This is a genomic window from Enterobacter sp. HNDS-6, assembly GCF_039850505.1.
Lineage (GTDB): Bacteria > Pseudomonadota > Gammaproteobacteria > Enterobacterales > Enterobacteriaceae > Enterobacter > Enterobacter kobei.
This window is the reverse complement of record NZ_CP156673.1, coordinates 766,075-783,937: the sequence shown is the minus strand read 5'-3', so window position 1 is coordinate 783,937 and position 17,863 is coordinate 766,075. Positions and strand designations below refer to the sequence as shown.

General features: G+C 57.6%; 15 protein-coding genes. 11 read left to right on the top strand and 4 right to left on the bottom strand.

The window, feature by feature from the left end:
- Window positions 1–192 precede the first annotated feature (192 nt).
- From iscR to sseB, 10 genes are all read left to right on the top strand, one after another.
- The gene (gene iscR / locus ABFI50_RS03525; protein ID WP_008502158.1) at window positions 193–684 is read left to right on the top strand and encodes a Fe-S cluster assembly transcriptional regulator IscR; all 492 of its coding nucleotides are present in this window, start codon (window positions 193–195) and stop codon (window positions 682–684) included.
- 116 nt (window positions 685–800) lie between these two features.
- Complete coding sequence (iscS, locus tag ABFI50_RS03520; RefSeq protein ID WP_008502157.1) at window positions 801–2,015, top strand: cysteine desulfurase; 1,215 nt, start codon at window positions 801–803, stop codon at window positions 2,013–2,015.
- A 24-nt stretch (window positions 2,016–2,039) separates the two neighbouring features.
- Window positions 2,040–2,426: a Fe-S cluster assembly scaffold IscU gene (gene iscU / locus ABFI50_RS03515; protein WP_003860661.1), complete on the top strand. Its 387-nt coding sequence runs from the start codon at window positions 2,040–2,042 to the stop codon at window positions 2,424–2,426.
- Between the two features lie 13 nt (window positions 2,427–2,439).
- Window positions 2,440–2,763: an iron-sulfur cluster assembly protein IscA gene (gene iscA, locus ABFI50_RS03510; RefSeq protein WP_003860659.1), complete on the top strand. Its 324-nt coding sequence runs from the start codon at window positions 2,440–2,442 to the stop codon at window positions 2,761–2,763.
- A 76-nt stretch (window positions 2,764–2,839) separates the two neighbouring features.
- Window positions 2,840–3,355: a co-chaperone HscB gene (hscB, locus tag ABFI50_RS03505; protein WP_003860657.1), complete on the top strand. Its 516-nt coding sequence runs from the start codon at window positions 2,840–2,842 to the stop codon at window positions 3,353–3,355.
- Between the two features lie 14 nt (window positions 3,356–3,369).
- Entirely contained in the window at window positions 3,370–5,220 is a 1,851-nt protein-coding gene (gene hscA / locus ABFI50_RS03500) for a Fe-S protein assembly chaperone HscA (protein WP_014884825.1), read from the top strand.
- A gap of 1 nt (window position 5,221) precedes the next feature.
- The gene (gene fdx / locus ABFI50_RS03495) at window positions 5,222–5,557 is read left to right on the top strand and encodes an ISC system 2Fe-2S type ferredoxin (RefSeq protein WP_003860652.1); all 336 of its coding nucleotides are present in this window, start codon (window positions 5,222–5,224) and stop codon (window positions 5,555–5,557) included.
- A gap of 1 nt (window position 5,558) precedes the next feature.
- On the top strand, window positions 5,559–5,759 hold the full coding sequence (iscX, locus tag ABFI50_RS03490) for a Fe-S cluster assembly protein IscX (protein ID WP_014171178.1): 201 nt from the start codon (window positions 5,559–5,561) through the stop codon (window positions 5,757–5,759).
- A gap of 53 nt (window positions 5,760–5,812) precedes the next feature.
- Window positions 5,813–7,099 (top strand): aminopeptidase PepB, encoded by a 1,287-nt coding sequence (pepB, locus tag ABFI50_RS03485; RefSeq protein ID WP_023331086.1) that lies wholly within the window; start codon window positions 5,813–5,815, stop codon window positions 7,097–7,099.
- A gap of 96 nt (window positions 7,100–7,195) precedes the next feature.
- On the top strand, window positions 7,196–7,972 hold the full coding sequence (gene sseB / locus ABFI50_RS03480) for an enhanced serine sensitivity protein SseB (protein WP_014884823.1): 777 nt from the start codon (window positions 7,196–7,198) through the stop codon (window positions 7,970–7,972).
- A gap of 16 nt (window positions 7,973–7,988) precedes the next feature.
- Here sseB and ABFI50_RS03475 read toward each other — a convergent pair whose 3' ends face one another.
- From ABFI50_RS03475 to ABFI50_RS03460, 4 genes are all read right to left on the bottom strand, one after another.
- Window positions 7,989–8,759, bottom strand: coding sequence for a MurR/RpiR family transcriptional regulator (locus tag ABFI50_RS03475; RefSeq protein WP_014884822.1), 771 nt, complete (start codon window positions 8,757–8,759; stop codon window positions 7,989–7,991).
- Window positions 8,759–9,607 (bottom strand): 3-mercaptopyruvate sulfurtransferase, encoded by an 849-nt coding sequence (gene sseA / locus ABFI50_RS03470; protein WP_032635841.1) that lies wholly within the window; start codon window positions 9,605–9,607, stop codon window positions 8,759–8,761. Before sseA ends, ABFI50_RS03475 begins: the two co-directional genes overlap by 1 nt.
- A gap of 90 nt (window positions 9,608–9,697) precedes the next feature.
- Window positions 9,698–11,065, bottom strand: a complete 1,368-nt coding sequence (locus tag ABFI50_RS03465) for a 6-phospho-alpha-glucosidase (protein ID WP_023331083.1) — start codon at window positions 11,063–11,065, stop codon at window positions 9,698–9,700.
- 12 nt (window positions 11,066–11,077) lie between these two features.
- Complete coding sequence (locus ABFI50_RS03460; RefSeq protein ID WP_045281157.1) at window positions 11,078–12,622, bottom strand: PTS transporter subunit EIIC; 1,545 nt, start codon at window positions 12,620–12,622, stop codon at window positions 11,078–11,080.
- A 287-nt stretch (window positions 12,623–12,909) separates the two neighbouring features.
- On the opposite strand from ABFI50_RS03460, the gene ABFI50_RS03455 reads away from it, so the two are divergent.
- Window positions 12,910–17,862, top strand: coding sequence for an alpha-2-macroglobulin (locus ABFI50_RS03455; protein WP_045281156.1), 4,953 nt, complete (start codon window positions 12,910–12,912; stop codon window positions 17,860–17,862).
- The last annotated feature ends 1 nt before the right edge of the window (window position 17,863 follow it).

Here is a 17,863-nt window from a genome sequence, read left to right as displayed (position 1 = left end):
ACGGTTTTGTAGGTCGGGTAAGCGCAGCGCCACCCGACAAAAAACGGCACAGAAGGTTAAATACCTGACTAAAACAGTCAAGTAAATAGTTGACCATTTTAGTCAGGAATGTCAGACTTGGCCCTGCTATGCAATACCCCCATTTTACAATAAAAAACCCCGGGCAGGGGCGAGTTTGAGGTTAAGTAAGACATGAGACTGACATCTAAAGGGCGTTATGCCGTGACCGCGATGCTGGACGTTGCGCTCAACTCCGAAGCGGGCCCGGTTCCGTTGGCTGATATTTCTGAACGACAAGGGATCTCCCTCTCCTATCTGGAACAGCTGTTCTCCAGACTGCGTAAAAATGGACTGGTTTCCAGCGTTCGTGGCCCGGGCGGCGGTTATCTGCTGGGTAAAGACGCGGGCAGTATTGCAGTGGGTGAAGTGATTAGCGCAGTTGACGAATCCGTCGACGCGACCCGTTGCCAGGGTAAAGGCGGCTGCCAGGGCGGCGATAAGTGCCTGACCCACGCGCTGTGGCGCGATCTGAGCGACCGTCTGACCGGCTTCCTGAACAACATCACCCTCGGTGAGCTGGTGAATAACCAGGAAGTTCTGGATGTATCAGGCCGTCAGCACAGCCATGATTCCCAACGCAGCACCCGCGCGCAGGACGCCATCGACGTCAAACTGCGCGCGTAATAAAACGATAAGTATTTCAGAATCAGGCCGGGGCACCGCGCCCCGCGTACTCGGTCGTACATCCAGCCGGTTGCCTGATTCCTTGCATTGAAGCGATGTACGGAGTTTATAGAGCAATGAAATTACCGATTTATCTCGATTACTCCGCAACCACGCCGGTGGACCCGCGTGTTGCCGAGAAAATGATGCAGTGTCTGACCCTGGACGGAAACTTTGGTAACCCAGCTTCCCGTTCACACCGTTTTGGCTGGCATGCTGAAGAGGCGGTTGATATCGCCCGTAATCAGATTGCTGACCTGGTGGGTGCCGACCCGCGTGAGATTGTTTTCACCTCCGGTGCGACCGAATCCGACAACCTGGCGATCAAAGGTGCAGCCAACTTTTATCAGAAAAAAGGCAAGCACATTATCACCAGCAAAACCGAACACAAAGCCGTGCTGGACACCTGCCGTCAGCTGGAGCGTGAAGGGTACGAAGTGACTTATCTGGCGCCGCAGAGCAACGGTATCATCGACCTGAAAGAGCTCGAAGCAGCGATGCGTGATGACACCATTCTGGTCTCCATCATGCACGTCAACAACGAAATCGGCGTCGTTCAGGACATCGCCACCATCGGTGAAATGTGCCGTGCGCGCGGTATTATCTACCACGTAGATGCGACCCAGAGCGTGGGCAAACTGCCTATCGACCTGAGCCAGCTGAAAGTGGACCTGATGTCCTTCTCCGGCCACAAAATCTATGGCCCGAAAGGGATCGGCGCGCTGTACGTTCGTCGTAAGCCACGTATCCGCATCGAAGCACAGATGCACGGTGGCGGTCATGAGCGCGGCATGCGTTCCGGTACGCTGCCTGTACACCAGATCGTGGGCATGGGCGAAGCCTACCGCATTGCGAAAGAAGAGATGGAAACCGAGATGGCACGCCTGCGCACGCTGCGTAACCGTCTGTGGGACGGCGTGAAGGATATGGAAGAAGTGTATCTGAACGGCGATCTCGAGCAGGGCGCGCCAAACATCCTCAACGTCAGCTTCAACTATGTTGAAGGCGAGTCGCTGATCATGGCCCTCAAAGACCTGGCCGTTTCTTCCGGTTCTGCCTGTACGTCTGCAAGCCTGGAGCCATCCTACGTGCTGCGCGCGCTGGGTATGACTGACGAGCTGGCACACAGCTCTATCCGTTTCTCTTTAGGTCGTTTCACTACCGAAGAAGAGATTGACTACACCATCAAGCTGGTTCGTAACTCCATCGGCCGTCTGCGTGACCTTTCTCCACTGTGGGAAATGTTTAAGCAGGGCGTGGATCTGAACAGCATTGAATGGTCACATCACTAATCGGTACATAAGGAGAATTCAATCATGGCATACAGCGAAAAAGTCATCGATCATTACGAAAACCCGCGCAACGTTGGCTCTTTTGACAACAGCGACGAATCTGTTGGTAGCGGCATGGTGGGTGCACCGGCGTGTGGCGACGTGATGAAGTTGCAGATTAAAGTCAACAATGAAGGTATCATTGAAGACGCGCGTTTCAAGACCTACGGCTGCGGTTCTGCCATTGCGTCCAGCTCCCTGGTCACCGAATGGGTGAAGGGCAAGTCTCTGGACGAAGCACAGGCAATCAAGAACACGGATATTGCTGAAGAACTCGAACTGCCACCGGTGAAAATTCACTGTTCTATTCTGGCAGAAGACGCGATCAAAGCCGCCATTGCGGATTACAAAAGCAAACGTGAAGCAAAATAATTGAGGTTTGAGTATGTCGATTACCCTTAGCGACAGCGCTGCCGCGCGAGTAAGCTCTTTTCTGGCGAACCGTGGTAAAGGCTTTGGCCTGCGACTGGGCGTACGTACCTCCGGCTGTTCTGGTATGGCTTACGTACTGGAGTTTGTTGACGAGCCGGCGTCTGATGACACCGTGTTTGAAGACAAGGGCGTGAAGGTGGTGGTCGATGGCAAAAGCCTGCAATTCCTCAACGGCACTCAGCTGGACTTCGTCAAAGAAGGCCTGAACGAAGGGTTCAAATTCACGAACCCGAACGTCAAAGACGAGTGTGGTTGCGGCGAAAGCTTCCACGTTTAACCGCGCGTCATCCGAAACCCCACCGTGGCTTTGCTGCGCGTGGGGTTTGTTCTAACAGGCTACCCCTGAGATTGTTATGGATTACTTCACTCTCTTCGGACTACCCGCTCAATACCCGATCGATCTTCAGGCGCTGACGGTCCGTTTTCAGGATTTGCAGCGTCAGTACCATCCGGATAAATTCGCCAGCGGGACGCAGGCCGAGCAGTTGGCTGCAGTTTCGCACTCTGCCACCATTAATCAGGCCTGGCAGACGCTGCGTCATCCGCTGGCGCGTGCTGAATATCTGCTCTCGCTCCACGGTTTTGATCTGGCGAGCGAACAGCATACCGTTCGCGATACGGCGTTTCTGATGGAACAGCTGGAGCTGCGCGAAGAGCTGGATGAGATTGAACAGGCCAAAGACGAAGCGCGGCTGGAAAGCTTTATCACGCGCGTGAAGGGTATGTTTGATACCCGCCATCAGCAGATGGTGGAGCAACTGAACAACGAGACCTGGGACGTGGCGGCAGACACTGTGCGCAAACTCCGTTTTCTCGATAAACTGCGAAGCAGTGCTGAACAACTCGAAGAAAAGCTGCTCGATTTTTAATTTCGGAAGCAATTATGGCCTTATTACAAATTAGTGAGCCTGGCTTAAGTGCCGCACCGCACCAGCGTCGTCTGGCGGTGGGTATTGACCTGGGCACCACCAATTCTCTCGTGGCGACCGTGCGTAGCGGCCAGGCGGAAACGCTGGCTGACGAGCAGGGCCGCCATCTGCTGCCTTCCGTGGTCCACTACCAGCAGCAGGGTCACGCGGTAGGCTACGACGCGCGCGCCAACGCCGCGCGCGATCCGGCCAACACCATCAGCTCGGTTAAGCGCATGATGGGCCGTTCGCTGGCCGATATTCAGACCCGTTACCCGCATCTGCCGTATCAGCTTCAGGCCAGTGAAAACGGCCTGCCGATGATCGCGACCGAGGCTGGTCTGCTGAACCCGATCCGTGTTTCTTCGGACATCCTGAAGGCGCTGGCAGCGCGCGCTACGGCGACGCTCGGCGGCGATCTCGACGGCGTGGTGATTACCGTTCCGGCCTATTTTGACGATGCACAGCGTCAGGGCACCAAGGACGCCGCCCGTCTGGCGGGCCTGCACGTATTACGCCTGCTGAACGAACCGACGGCGGCGGCCATTGCCTACGGCCTCGACTCCGGTCAGGAAGGGGTGATTGCCGTTTACGACCTCGGCGGCGGTACCTTTGATATCTCCATCCTGCGCTTAAGCCGTGGCGTATTTGAAGTGCTGGCGACCGGCGGGGATTCCGCGCTGGGCGGCGATGACTTCGACCATCTGCTGGCGGATTACATTCGTGAGCAGGCGGGGATTGCCGATCGCAGCGATGCGCGCGTCCAGCGTGAACTGCTGGATGCCGCCATTGACGCCAAAATTGCCCTCAGCGATGCGCAGACGGTTACCGTGAACGTGGCGGGCTGGCAGGGGGAAATCTCCCGTGACCAGTTTAACGATCTGATCGCACCTTTGGTGAAACGCACGCTGCTGGCCTGCCGTCGCGCATTGAAAGATGCGGGCGTTGAGGCTGACGAGGTGCTGGAAGTGGTCATGGTCGGCGGTTCTACCCGTGTGCCGCTGGTGCGCGAACGTGTAGGTGAGTTCTTTGGCCGCACGCCGCTGACCGCCATCGATCCGGACAAAGTGGTTGCCGTGGGCGCGGCCATTCAGGCCGATATTCTGGTCGGCAACAAGCCGGACAGTGAAATGCTGCTGCTGGACGTTATCCCGCTGTCCCTTGGTTTAGAAACCATGGGTGGCCTGGTGGAGAAAGTCATCCCGCGTAACACCACCATTCCGGTGGCGCGCGCGCAGGAGTTCACCACCTTTAAAGACGGCCAGACTGCGATGTCCATCCACGTCATGCAGGGCGAACGCGAACTGGTGCAGGACTGCCGCTCTCTGGCGCGCTTTGCACTGCGCGGTATCCCGGCGTTGCCAGCGGGCGGGGCGCATATTCGCGTTACCTTCCAGGTTGATGCGGACGGCCTGCTGAGCGTCACGGCGATGGAAAAATCCACCGGCGTGGAATCGTCCATCCAGGTGAAGCCGTCCTACGGCCTGACCGATGGCGAGATCGCCTCCATGATTCAGGACTCAATGAGCTACGCCGAGCAGGATGTGAAGGCGCGTATGCTGGCGGAACAGAAAGTGGAAGCCGCACGCGTGCTGGAAAGCCTGACCGGGGCACTCAATGCCGATGCCGCGCTGTTAAGCGCCGCTGAGCGTCAGGTGATTGACGAGGCTGCCGCGCACTTAAGCGTCGTCGCCATGGGCAATGATGCTGACGCAATAGAAGAAGCCATTAAAAACGTTGATAAACAAACCCAGGACTTCGCCGCTCGCCGCATGGACAAATCCGTCCGCGTCGCGCTGAAAGGCCAGTCCGTGGACGAGGTTTAATATGCCAAAGATTGTTATTTTGCCTCATGCGGACCTTTGTCCGGATGGCGCTGTTCTGGAAGCGAAGACCGGCGAAACCATTCTCGATGTTGCCCTGCGCGCAGGTATCGAAGTGGAACACGCCTGTGAAAAATCCTGTGCCTGCACTACCTGTCACTGCATCGTGCGTGAAGGTTTTGACTCGCTCGCCGAAAGCACCGAAGACGAAGACGACATGCTGGATAAAGCATGGGGTCTGGAGCCAGACAGCCGCTTAAGCTGCCAGGCCGCGGTGACCGACGAAGATCTGGTCGTGGAATTCCCACGCTACACCATCAACCACGCACGCGAGCATTAATATGGGACTGAAGTGGACAGACAGCCGTGAGATCGGCGAAGCGCTCTACGACGCGAACCCGGATCTCGATCCGAAAACCGTACGATTCACCGACATGCACCAGTGGATCTGCGATTTAGACGATTTCGACGACGATCCAAACGCATCCAATGAAAAAATTCTGGAGGCGATTCTGTTAGTCTGGTTAGATGAAGCAGAGTAAATCACTTAACGGGCTGCCTTCAGGCGGCCCGTTTGCTAATAAGGATAAATAAAATGACCGAAGCGATGAAGATTACGCTCTCTACGCAGCCTGCCGACGCGCGCTGGGGCGAGAAAGCCAGCTACAGCATCAATAACGACGGTATTACCCTGCACCTGACGGGCAACGATGATTTGGGCCTGATCCAGCGCGCCGCGCGCAAAATCGACGGTCTGGGGATCAAACATGTCTCGCTGGAAGGCGAAGGCTGGGACACCGACCGCAGCTGGGCATTCTGGGCGGGGTACAAAGGTCCGAAAGGCACCCGCAAAATTGAGTGGGCAAACCTCGACGAAGCAGGTCAGAAAGAGCTGGAAAGCCGCCTGCAGATCATCGACTGGGTGCGCGACACCATCAACGCCCCGGCGGAAGAGTTAGGTCCTGAGCAGCTGGCGCAGCGCGCCGTTGACCTGCTGTGCGGCGTGGCGGGCGACAAAATGTCCTACCGTATTACCAAAGGTGAAGACCTGCGCGAGCAGAACTATATGGGTATCCACACCGTAGGCCGTGGCTCTGAGCGACCTCCGGTCCTGCTGGCGCTGGATTACAACCCAACCGGCGATAAAGAAGCGCCTGTCTTTGCCTGCCTGGTCGGCAAAGGCATTACTTTTGACACCGGCGGCTACAGCCTGAAGCAGAGCGCGTTCATGGACTCCATGAAGTCCGACATGGGCGGCGCGGCAACCATTACTGGTGCGCTGGCGTTCGCGATTACCCGCGGCCTGAACAAGCGCGTGAAGCTTTACCTGTGCTGTGCCGACAACATGGTCAGCGGCAATGCCTTCAAGCTGGGCGACATCATTCGCTACCGCAACGGCAAAAATGTTGAAGTGATGAACACCGATGCCGAAGGCCGCCTGGTGCTGGCTGATGGCCTGATTGACGCCTCTGCGCAGAAACCTGAACTGATTATCGACATGGCGACCCTGACCGGTGCGGCGAAAACCGCCCTGGGGAACGACTACCATGCGCTGTTCAGCTTCGATGACAAGCTGGCCGCACGCCTGCTGGCAAGCGCTGCTGCGGAAAACGAGCCATTCTGGCGTCTGCCGCTGGCCGAGTTCCACCGCAGCCAGCTGCCGTCCAATTTTGCCGAGCTGAATAACACCGCAAGCGCGGCGTATCCGGCAGGGGCAAGTACCGCAGCAGGCTTCCTGTCTCACTTCGTTGAGAACTATCACGAAGGCTGGCTGCACATCGACTGCTCCGCAACCTACCGTAAAGCAGCGGTAGAACAGTGGTCCGCGGGTGCGACCGGTCTGGGCGTGCGTACCGTGGCGAACCTGCTGACGGCTGAGTAACCTTTTTTGCCGGGTGGCGCTACGCTTACCCGGCCTACAAAACCCGTAGGCCCGTGCAAGCGTAGCGCCGCCGGGCAATTGTGAAGTAGCCAAACTATGTCCGAAACCAAAAACGAATTAGAAACTCTGCTGGAACAGGCGGCCACCGAGCCCGCTCACCGTCCGGCATTTTTCCGCACGTTGCTGGAATCTACCGTCTGGGTGCCAGGCACCGCGGCGGAAGGTGAGCAGGTTGTGGAAGACAGCGCGCTGGATCTGCTGCACTGGGAGAAAGACGATGGCTCTTCAGTGATCCCGTTCTTTACCTCACTGGAAGCGCTGCAGGAAGCTGTGGAAGATGAACAGGCATTCGTGGTGATGCCGGTGCGTACGCTGTTTGAAATGACGTTGGGCCAGACCCTGTTCCTCAACGCCAAACTGCCAACCGGGAAAGAGTTCACCCCGCGTGAAATCAGTCACCTGATGGGTGAAGAGGGCAATCCGCTCAGCACTCAGGAAGTGCTGGAAGGGGGGGAAACGCTGCTGCTCTCAGAAGTGGCCGAGCCGCCCGCGCAGATGATTGATTCCCTGACCACGCTCTTCAAAACGCTCAAGCCCGTCAGGCGCGCATTCCTCTGCTCCATTAAAGAGAATGCCGACGAGCAACCGGTGCTGCTGATCGGTATTGAAGCAGATGGCGATATCGACGACATCATTCAGGCGGCGGGAAGCGTGGCGACCGACACGCTGCCGGGCGATGAGCCGATTGATATCTGCCAGGTGACGAAAGGTGAGAAGGGCATCAGCCATTTTATTACCGAGCACATCACGCCGTTTTATGAGCGTCGCTGGGGCGGGTTCCTGCGCGATCTCAAAACCAACCGCATTATCTGATGACGCGGGGTGAACTTCACCCCGTTGCTTCCAGCAGCAGTAAATCCATCAGCAGCACCAGATTCGACTCAAATGACGTCACGCCTGCTGCTTCAGCAGCGAAATGTACCGCTTCGTCATAGAGGGCAAAGTGTACGTCCGCCATCCCCGCCAGCGTATTGGCCGAGGCGCGGGTAAACGCGACGACGGTCATCCCGACGTTTTTGGCAATTCGCGCTTTATCCAGCACCTGCTCCGTTTCGCCGCTGCGTGAAACGGCAATGAACACCTGATAGCGGGCGGCGTTGCTGAGAAAAATGTTCCGGCTGTCCCCCGGCCCGGAGATAAATGCCGTTTTGCCCAACACCTGCAATTTCTTGGTCAGGTACTCGGCAAACAGATAGGAAAACCCGGCACCGTAGAGAAAAAAGCTCTCTTTCTGGCGCAGCAGGTTGGCAAACTGCTGGCGTTTGTCCTGGGTGACCCACTGAAAAGTTTGCTGATAGTTGGCGATGAATTGATTAAAAAGGGCAGGCAGCTCAGGGAGCGATTGCCCCTGCACGGCGATATGCGGCGTGTCAGAAAGCAGCTGCTTGCAGTGCCAGATAAACTCGCTAAAACCGCTGAACCCCAGCTTCTGACACAGCCGCATAATGGTGGCGGTAGAAACAAATGTCGCCTGCGCCAGCTCGCGCACCGTGATATTGCCCACCAGCAGCGGATGCTCCGTGAGGTGGGCGAGGACGCGATACTCCGCGCGGGTCAGTGACGCCCCGCGCGTTAACAGCGTGGCCAGGCGGTTATCCATTATTTTGCCGGTTCAACCGGCAGATCGTCTCGCGCACCCCATTCGCTCCAGGCGCCGTCGTAAAGAGTGACGTCGTTAACCCCGAGGGTGGCAAGTGCCAGAATCACCACGCAGGCCGTTACGCCGGAACCGCAGCTGGCAATGATCGGACGATGTAAATCCACACCCGCACGGTCAAAAATGGCGCGCAGTTCATCGGTGGTTTTCAGCTCCCCTTCAAAAACCAGATCGCCCCACGGCACGTTCAGCGCGCCCGGAATATGTCCACGCTTCAGACCCGGACGCGGTTCATCCGCTTCGGCATTAAAGCGAGGAGCAGGACGGGCATCGACAATTTGCGCCGTCTTCTCGTGGCTAACGACCAGTACGTCAGTCAAACGTTTGACGACGTGTGCGTCAAACGTGGCATCGAAATCGCCTTCCGGCAGCGTGACATCACCCTGCTGAAGCGGCAGGTCATCACGCTTCCAGCCCGCCAGACCGCCTGCCAGAATTGACACTTTCTCTACGCCAAACTGTTTTAACATCCACCACGCGCGCGGTGCGGAAAAGAGGTTGCCCTCATCGTAAACAACCAGATGCTTGTCGCGGCTCACGCCCAGCTCGCGCATCGCCACGGAAAAGGCTTCCGGGCGCGGCAGCATGTGCGGCAGGGGAGAGTTGTGATCGGAGAGGGCTTCAATATCAAAAAATACCGCGCCAGGCAGATGGCCGGCACGGTATTCAGCGAGCATATCACGAAGATGTTCCTGCCCGGCTGGGGCCATCCGCGCGTCAATAATCTGGACTTCCGGGTCGTCGCCGTGCTCAATCAGCCAGTCGGCGGCGACAAAATATGAGGTGGACATGGGATGCCTCCATTCTTTTCCGTAAAAAAGGATTGTCGGTGTTTTTTATGACACCGACAAGCAAACCACGTTCAACTCGCGAGCAAGCCCCTATTTTTTCACCGTTTCGCCATTCTGCCAGGCCTTTTGCAGCGCGGGCCAGTAGTCGCGGTTGGCTTCGATCATCTCATCCAGAATTGCTTTCGCGTGCGCCATGGTCGGCACGGTGCGGTTCAGGGTGAAGGCCTGCAGGGCTTTCTCATAACTGCCTTCGATGGTCGCCTCCACCAGCAGCTGTTCGGATGCCAGCTGCTGTTGCAGCAGGGTCTGATGGAACAGCGGCACCCGACCGATGCGCACAGGCTCTGGTCCTTCGGAGGTGATATAGGCGGGCACTTCCACCATCGCATCGTATGGCAGGTTGGTAATCGCCCCGCGGTTTTCCACCATCACCAGATGGCGGCTGCGCAGGTTAAAGGCCAGCGAGCAGGCCACGTCGACGATAAACTCGCCGTGGACGCCCACGTGGAAGGCATCCGGCAGGATCCCGGTGCGCTTGTACTCTTGCGCAGCAGCAAAGAGTTTTTTCTCACGCCCGTCCATCACTTCGTTGGCGCGGGTATAGTCCGGGTTCTGATGCTCCACAATCTGGTTTGGCATCAGGTAATACTGCAGATACGGGTTCGGCAGGTACTCCGGGAAGTTATCCATGACGGGCTTGATGTTGCGCCAGGTCTTCACCCAGGAAGGATCAGAATGTTGCGGATCGGTTTTGGCGGCGTCTTCCGTCAACAGGCCAAACTTCGCGATATGTTTGCGCAGTTCGGGCAGCTTGTCTTCGCCGTCCACCAGCACGCGGGTAAACCAGCCGAAGTGGTTCAGGCCGAAATAGTCCACCTCCAGCTTGTGGCGATCCACGCCCAGAATGGCGCCCATATTGCGCATTGCGGCGACGGGCATATCGCAGATGTTCAGCACCCGCGCGTTCGGGCGCAGGCGGCGCACGCCTTCCGCCACGATCGCTGCCGGGTTGGAGTAGTTCACGATCCAGGCTTTTTCATGCGCGTAGCGATCCACCCGATCGATAAGCTCTACCATCGGCAGGATCGTGCGCAGTCCGTACGCCAGGCCGCCGGGACCGCAAGTCTCCTGGCCGACCACGCCGTGCCGCAGTGGGATCTTCTCATCCTGCTCGCGCATTTTATACTGACCGACCCGCATCTGGGCGAAGACGAAATGTGCGCCGCTGAACGCCACTTCCGGGTCAGTGGTGACGGTGAATTTGATGCTTTCACTGTGGTCACGAATCACTTTCTCAACCACCGGCGCGATGGTGTTCTGACGCGCCTCGTCGATGTCATAGAGGCGGATTTCGGCCAGCGGGAAGTCATGCAGACGTACCATCAGGCTTTTCACAATACCCGGCGTGTAGGTGCTGCCGCCACCGGCAATCGACAGAATAAAGGGGGGTGTAAACATCTTTAGCTCCTTTCAGAGAAACGTCTCAACGGCTTCTCGCATTTTTTTGACATGCAGCCCGTAGACTACCTGAACGTTGTTACCTTGTTTGATGACCCCTTTCGCGCCGGTCGCTTTCAGGCGCGGCTCGTCGATGATGTCGACGTCCTTCACCGTGACGCGTAAGCGGGTATAGCAGTTATCCACAACCTCAATATTCTCCCTGCCGCCGAGGCCCACTACGATGGACTCACCCAGCCCGTCGTTATTGCCCCTCGCCTGGTACTCCTGCTTGCTGTAGAGACGTGTCTCCTGATCCTCATCCTCACGGCCTGGGGTCTTCATGTTGAAGCGCAGAATAAGGAAGCGGAACACCGTGAAGTAGAGGGAAAACATGATCAGCCCTACCAGGATGTACATTGGCCAGTTGGATTTCTCTGTGCCGAGCGGCAGGTTGTAGAGAATGAAATCAATGATCCCGTTGGCACCGATGGCGTGAACGCCAAATAGCGAGAACAGCATCATGCCGATGCCGGTCAGCACCGCGTGAACCACGAACAGCAGCGGCGCGACGAACAGGAAGGAGAACTCAATCGGCTCGGTGACGCCGACCAGCAGCGAGGTCAGCGCTGCCGGGATCAAAATGGCTTTCGCAACAACTTTGCGTTCCGGTTTTGCGGTCATATACATCGCCAGCGCGGCGGCGGGCAGGCCGAACATTTTGCTGATGCCGCGCGCGTCCCACACCACGGTGCTGCTGAGCTGCTTCACCTCCGGGCAGGCCATTTCGGCGAAGTAGATATTGCGCGCGCCCTGATAGGTTGCGCCGCACACCTCCTGCGTCCCCCCGAGTTCGGTATAGAGGAACGGGGTATAAACCAGATGATGCAGGCCAGTCGGTACCAGAATGCGCTCAAGGAAACCGTAAATGGCTACGCCGAACGGACCTGAGCCTTTAATGGCCAGCGCCAGCGCGCTAATCCCGTGCTGAGCGTACGGCCAGATTTCGCTCATTACCACGCCGAGCAGCATGGAGACGGGCAGCATCACAATCGCGACAAAGCAGTGGCCGGAGTAAATCGCCATCGCACCGTTAAACTGTACGCCGGAATATTTGTTGTAAAGGTAGCCGGAGAGCGCCCCGGTCAGGATCCCGGCGAAAACACCCATCTCCAGCACCTGAACGCCCAGCACCATGCTTTGACCCGCGGCTTTCATCTGCCCGGCAGGCGCAAGCTCACCCTGAAGCTGTAACGTTACGTTCATGGCGTTGATAAACACCACGAAGGTCACCAGACCAATCAGCGCCGCGTAGCCTTTATCGCGCGTTGCCAGCCCAATCGGGATCCCGACGGCAAACACCAGCGCCAGGTTGACCAGCACCGACACGGCGGATTTGGAAATCAGCTGGCCGATACTCTGAATGAGCGGATGGCCAAGAAACGGCAGGTACTCGGCCAGGTTGCCGTTACCCAATACGTTACCAAAGGCGATAAACAGACCGACGATCGGTAAGATAAGTACGGGGCCGTACAATGATTTTCCGAAATTTTGTAGGGCGTTCACGGCTCGTTTCATGGCTTTCTCTCTTATTGAACCGCGCACTCGGGGTGCGTCATGGTCATAAAACTAGCAGGCTCCTGATGCTTTTATCCAGCTATCTTATTGTTTTAAAAACAAATGACGTGAAAGGTAACATGTGACGTTATGCTCTGTGATCGCGGTTCCACCTCCACGCCGCCGGACATGGCGATTCTGCGAGGCGCTTTCCAGATTCTAAAATTGGACTTTTTGTATTAACGAAACTTGCGGATAATACTTATCCGGACGACGACCAACAGGCCCCCTCAGGCCAGGGACAAAGGATGAAACCGTTTCGCTTAGCCGCGATCTCTCTCGCGCTGCTTACCACATTTACGCTTGTCGGCTGTGACAACAGCGACGATAAATCTCAGACTGCGGCTCCCGCAGCATCCACCACATCAACCCCGAAAGCGGCTGAAAAGCCTGATGCAGAAAAACTGGCAAAACTGGCGGCACAGAGCCAGGGCAAAGCATTAACCCTACTGGATGCCTCTGAAGTACAGCTGGACGGCGCCGCCACTCTGGTGTTGACCTTCTCTGTTCCGTTGAATCCCGACCAGGATTTCGCGAAAACAGTGCATGTCGTGGATAAGAAAAGTGGCAAGGTTGACGGGGCGTGGGAACTTGCGCCTAACCTGAAAGAGCTTCGCCTGCGTCATCTGGAGCCCAACCGTAATCTGGTTGTCACCGTCGAACGTGGTTTACAGGCGCTGAACAAAGCAACGTTCGACATTGATTATGAAAAAGCGATCACCACCCGGGATGTCGAACCGACGGTCGGTTTTGCCAGCCGCGGATCGCTGCTGCCGGGCAAAGTGGTGGAAGGGCTGCCGGTGATGGCGCTCAACGTCAACAATGTGGACGTTAATTTCTACCGCGTGAAGCCGGAATCGCTGGCTTCCTTTGTCAGTCAGTGGGAGTACCGTAACTCCCTGACCAACTGGGAATCCGACAACCTGCTGAAGATGGCGGAACTGGTTTATACCGGTCGCTTTGATCTCAATCCGGCGCGCAATACCCGTGAAAAACTGCTTCTGCCGCTCAAGGATATCAAGCCGCTCCAGCAGTCTGGCGTCTATATCGCGGTCATGAACCAGGCCGGGCACTACAACTACAGCAATGCCGCAACCCTCTTTACCCTGAGCGATGTCGGGTTATCCGCTCACCGTTACCACAACCGCCTGGACATCTTTACCCAGAGTCTGGAAAACGGTGCGGCGCAGTCCGGTGTCACCGTCACGCTGCTGAATGACAAAGGGCAGACCCTTGCCGAGGCGAAAAGCGATGCGGACGGTCATGCAACGCTTGAAACCGACAAAGAGGCCGCGCTGATTCTGGCGAGCAAAGATGGCCAGACCACGCTGCTTGATCTCAAACTTCCGGCGCTCGATCTGGCGGAGTTTGATATCGCCGGTAATCCGGGCTACAGCAAGCAGTTCTTTATGTTTGGTCCGCGCGATCTCTATCGCCCGGGTGAAACCGTGATCCTCAACGGCTTACTGCGCGACAGCGACGGAAAGCCGCTCCCCGACCAGCCTGTGAAGCTTGACGTGTTGCGTCCGGATGGACAGGTGGCGCGCACGATGGTCGTTAAGCCAGAAAACGGGCTCTATCGTTTTAACTATCCGCTGGATAGCGGTGCGCAGACCGGCATGTGGCATATCCGCGCGAACACAGGTGATAACCAGCAGCGTCTGTGGGATTTCCACGTGGAAGATTTCATGCCTGAGCGTATGGCGCTGAATCTGACAGGTCAAAAAGCACCGGTTTCCCCGCAGGATGACGTGGACTTTAACGTAGTAGGCTATTACCTGTACGGTGCGCCGGCTAATGGGAATTCACTGCAGGGCCAGCTTTTCCTCCGCCCACTGCGTGAGGCCGTGCCTGCACTGCCAGGCTTCCAGTTTGGGGACATCGCTGAGGAAAACCTGAGCCGCAGTCTGGATGAAGTGCAGCTTACGCTGGACGAACAGGGGCGCGGGCAGGTTACGACTGAAAGCCAGTGGAAAGAAGTGCACTCGCCGCTACAGCTGATCCTGCAGGCCAGCCTGCTGGAGTCGGGCGGTCGCCCGGTGACGCGTCGCGCTGAGCAGGCCATCTGGCCGGCGGCTGAACTGCCGGGTATCCGTCCTCAGTTCGCCAGCAAGGCCGTATACGACTACCGCACGGATACCACCGTCAACCAACCCATTGTTGACGAAAACGGTAATGCCAGCTTTGACATCGTTTATGCCGATGCCAGCGGGGCGAAAAAAGCGGTATCCGGCTTACAGGTGCGCCTGATCCGCGAGCGCCGCGACTACTTCTGGAACTGGTCTGAGAGCGAAGGCTGGCAGTCTCAGTTCGATCAAAAGGATCTGGTTGAAGGTGAACAGGAGCTTAGCCTCAAGGCCGATGAAACCGGCAAGGTCACTTTCCCGGTGGAGTGGGGCTCATACCGTCTGGAGGTGAAAGCGCCTGATGAGATGGTCAGTAGCGTGCGCTTCTGGGCGGGATACAGCTGGCAGGATAACAGCGATGGCACGGGGGCAGCACGCCCTGACCGCGTGACGCTGAAGCTGGATAAACCCGCTTATCAGCCAGGCGATACCATCCAGCTGCATATCGCTGCACCCGCCGCAGGCAAGGGTTATGCCATGATCGAATCCAGCGAAGGGCCGCTGTGGTGGAAAGAGATCGACGTACCGGCAAACGGGCTCGATCTCTCGATTCCGGTCGATAAAGCCTGGAAACGTCACGATCTCTACCTCAGCACACTGGTGGTGCGCCCTGGGGATAAATCGAAATCCGCTACGCCGAAACGCGCGGTTGGTCTGCTGCATCTGCCGATGGGAGACGAAAATCGTCGCCTGAACATTGCGCTCGATAACCCGCAGAAAATGCGGCCAAATCAGACGCTCTCTGTGAAGGTGAAAGCCAGCGTGAAAGAGGGGGCGGTTCCACAGAAAGTGAACGTGCTGGTTTCGGCAGTGGACAGCGGCGTGCTGAACATTACCGATTACGTTACGCCAGATCCGTGGCAGGCGTTCTTCGGCCAGAAGCGCTACGGCGCGGATATCTACGATATCTACGGCCAGGTCATTGAAGGGCAGGGCCGCATGGCGGCGCTGCGCTTCGGCGGTGATGGCGATGAACTGAAGCGCGGCGGCAAACCGCCGGTGAACCACGTCACCATTATTGCCCAGCAGGCTCAGCCGGTTACGCTGGATGCTAACGGGGAAGGTACCGTTACGCTGCCGATTGGAGACTTCAACGGCGAGCTGCGCCTGATGGCACAGGCCTGGACGGAAGATGATTTTGGCAGCAGTGAAAGCAAGGTTGTGGTGGCCGCACCGGTCATTACCGAGCTGAACACCCCGCGTTTCCTGGCGAGTGGAGATACCTCGCGCCTGACGCTGGATCTGACCAACCTGACCGACCAGCCGCAAACGCTGAACGTTGCCCTGACTGCGACAGGCAAACTGTCCCTGGAGGGCGCGCCGCCGCAGCCGGTTCAGCTGCCGCCGGGCGCGCGTAGCACCCTGTTTATTCCAGTACGTGCGCTGGAAGGCTATGGCGACGGTGAGGTGACGGCACAGGTTACCGGCCTGCAGCTTCCGGGCGAAACCTTCGCACCGCAGCAGAAAAGCTGGAAAATCGGTGTACGTCCGGCATTCCCGGCACAGACGGTCAATACCGGAACGATGCTGAACCCGGGTGAATCCTGGACCGCACCGGCGCAGCATAGTAGCGGTTTCTCTCCAGCCACTCTGCAGGGGCAACTCCTGCTGAGCGGTAAACCACCGCTAAACCTGGCGCGCTATATTCGTGAACTGCAGGCGTATCCGTATGGCTGTCTGGAACAAACCACGAGTGGCCTGTTCCCGTCGCTCTACACCAACGCGGCGCAGCTCACCGCGCTTGGTATTAAGGGCGACACGGATGACAAGCGCCGTGCTGCCATTGATATTGGGATCTCGCGTCTGCTGCAGATGCAGCGCGAGGAGGGCGGTTTTGCGTTGTGGGATAAAAACGGCCCGGAAGAGTACTGGTTAACCGCCTATGTCACTGACTTCCTGGTGCGTGCAGGCGAGCAAGGCTACAGCGTGCCTGCCGAAGCCGTAAATAACGCCAATAGCCGCCTGCTGCGCTACCTGCAGGATCCGGGCATGATGTCCATTCGCTACAGCGACGACACCCAGGCCAGCAAATTTGCCGTACAGGCTTATGCCGCTCTGGTGCTGGCGCGCCAGCAAAAAGCACCTCTGGGTGCGCTGCGCGAAATCTGGGATCGTCACGCTCAGGCTGCTTCCGGGCTGCCGCTGATGCAGCTGGGTATGGCGCTCAAACTGATGGGCGATGCCCCACGCAGCCAGCAGGCACTGGACCTGGCGCTCAAAACGCCGCGTAACGACAGCAAAAATTGGATGGCCGATTACGGTAGTCAGTTGCGCGATAACGCGTTGATGCTCTCCCTGCTGGAAGAGTACAAGCTGCTGCCGAATGCGCAAAATACGTTGCTGAATGCGCTGTCTGAACAGGCTTTCAGCCAGCGCTGGCTGTCTACTCAGGAGAGTAATGCCCTCTTCCTGGCCGGACGTTCGCTGCAAACTCTGTCAGGTGCATGGCAGGCGAAAACCTCGCTGTCTGATACCGCCTCAGGCGGTGATACATCGCTGGTACAAAACGTCAACGGCGACCAGCTTGGTGCGCTGCAGGTGACCAATACCGGCACTTCGCCACTGTGGGTTCGCCTGGACAGCACGGGTTATCCGGAATATGCGCCTCAGCCGAGCTCGAACGTGCTGCAGATTGAACGTCATATCCTGGCAACCGACGGCAGCAGTAAATCGCTCTCATCTCTGAAGAGTGGTGAACTGGTACTGGTGTGGCTTGAGGTGAAAGCCAGCCAGAACGTGCCGGATGCGCTGGTGGTGGATCTTCTCCCGGCGGGTCTGGAGCTGGAAAACCAGAACCTGGCGAGCAGCAGCGCCAGCCTGCAGGACAGCGGCAGCGAGGTGCAAAACCTGCTGAGCCAGATGCAGCAGGCGGATATTCAGCATATGGAGTTCCGCGACGACCGCTTTGTGGCCGCTGTGCCGGTCAACGAAGGTCAGCCGGTCACGCTGGTTTACCTGGCGCGCGCCGTCACACCGGGAACTTACCAGGTGCCGGTCCCGATGGTGGAGTCTATGTACGTTCCGCAGTGGCGGGCAACGGGTGCGGCCAGCGGCCCGCTGATTGTTGTTCCGTAAT

What these genes read in the sequence shown, in the direction of transcription:
- sseB (WP_014884823.1), top strand. Translation starts at nt 7,196, where the DNA reads ATGTCCGAAACCAAAAACGAATTAGAAACTCTGCTGGAACAGGCGGCC.
- iscU (WP_003860661.1), top strand. Translation starts at nt 2,040, where the DNA reads ATGGCATACAGCGAAAAAGTCATCGATCATTACGAAAACCCGCGCAAC.
- fdx (WP_003860652.1), top strand. Translation starts at nt 5,222, where the DNA reads ATGCCAAAGATTGTTATTTTGCCTCATGCGGACCTTTGTCCGGATGGC.
- hscA (WP_014884825.1), top strand. Translation starts at nt 3,370, where the DNA reads ATGGCCTTATTACAAATTAGTGAGCCTGGCTTAAGTGCCGCACCGCAC.
- sseA (WP_032635841.1), bottom strand. Translation starts at nt 9,607, where the DNA reads ATGTCCACCTCATATTTTGTCGCCGCCGACTGGCTGATTGAGCACGGC.
- pepB (WP_023331086.1), top strand. Translation starts at nt 5,813, where the DNA reads ATGACCGAAGCGATGAAGATTACGCTCTCTACGCAGCCTGCCGACGCG.
- iscR (WP_008502158.1), top strand. Translation starts at nt 193, where the DNA reads ATGAGACTGACATCTAAAGGGCGTTATGCCGTGACCGCGATGCTGGAC.
- ABFI50_RS03465 (WP_023331083.1), bottom strand. Translation starts at nt 11,065, where the DNA reads ATGTTTACACCCCCCTTTATTCTGTCGATTGCCGGTGGCGGCAGCACC.
- ABFI50_RS03475 (WP_014884822.1), bottom strand. Translation starts at nt 8,759, where the DNA reads ATGGATAACCGCCTGGCCACGCTGTTAACGCGCGGGGCGTCACTGACC.
- ABFI50_RS03455 (WP_045281156.1), top strand. Translation starts at nt 12,910, where the DNA reads ATGAAACCGTTTCGCTTAGCCGCGATCTCTCTCGCGCTGCTTACCACA.
- iscX (WP_014171178.1), top strand. Translation starts at nt 5,559, where the DNA reads ATGGGACTGAAGTGGACAGACAGCCGTGAGATCGGCGAAGCGCTCTAC.
- iscA (WP_003860659.1), top strand. Translation starts at nt 2,440, where the DNA reads ATGTCGATTACCCTTAGCGACAGCGCTGCCGCGCGAGTAAGCTCTTTT.
- ABFI50_RS03460 (WP_045281157.1), bottom strand. Translation starts at nt 12,622, where the DNA reads ATGAAACGAGCCGTGAACGCCCTACAAAATTTCGGAAAATCATTGTAC.
- iscS (WP_008502157.1), top strand. Translation starts at nt 801, where the DNA reads ATGAAATTACCGATTTATCTCGATTACTCCGCAACCACGCCGGTGGAC.
- hscB (WP_003860657.1), top strand. Translation starts at nt 2,840, where the DNA reads ATGGATTACTTCACTCTCTTCGGACTACCCGCTCAATACCCGATCGAT.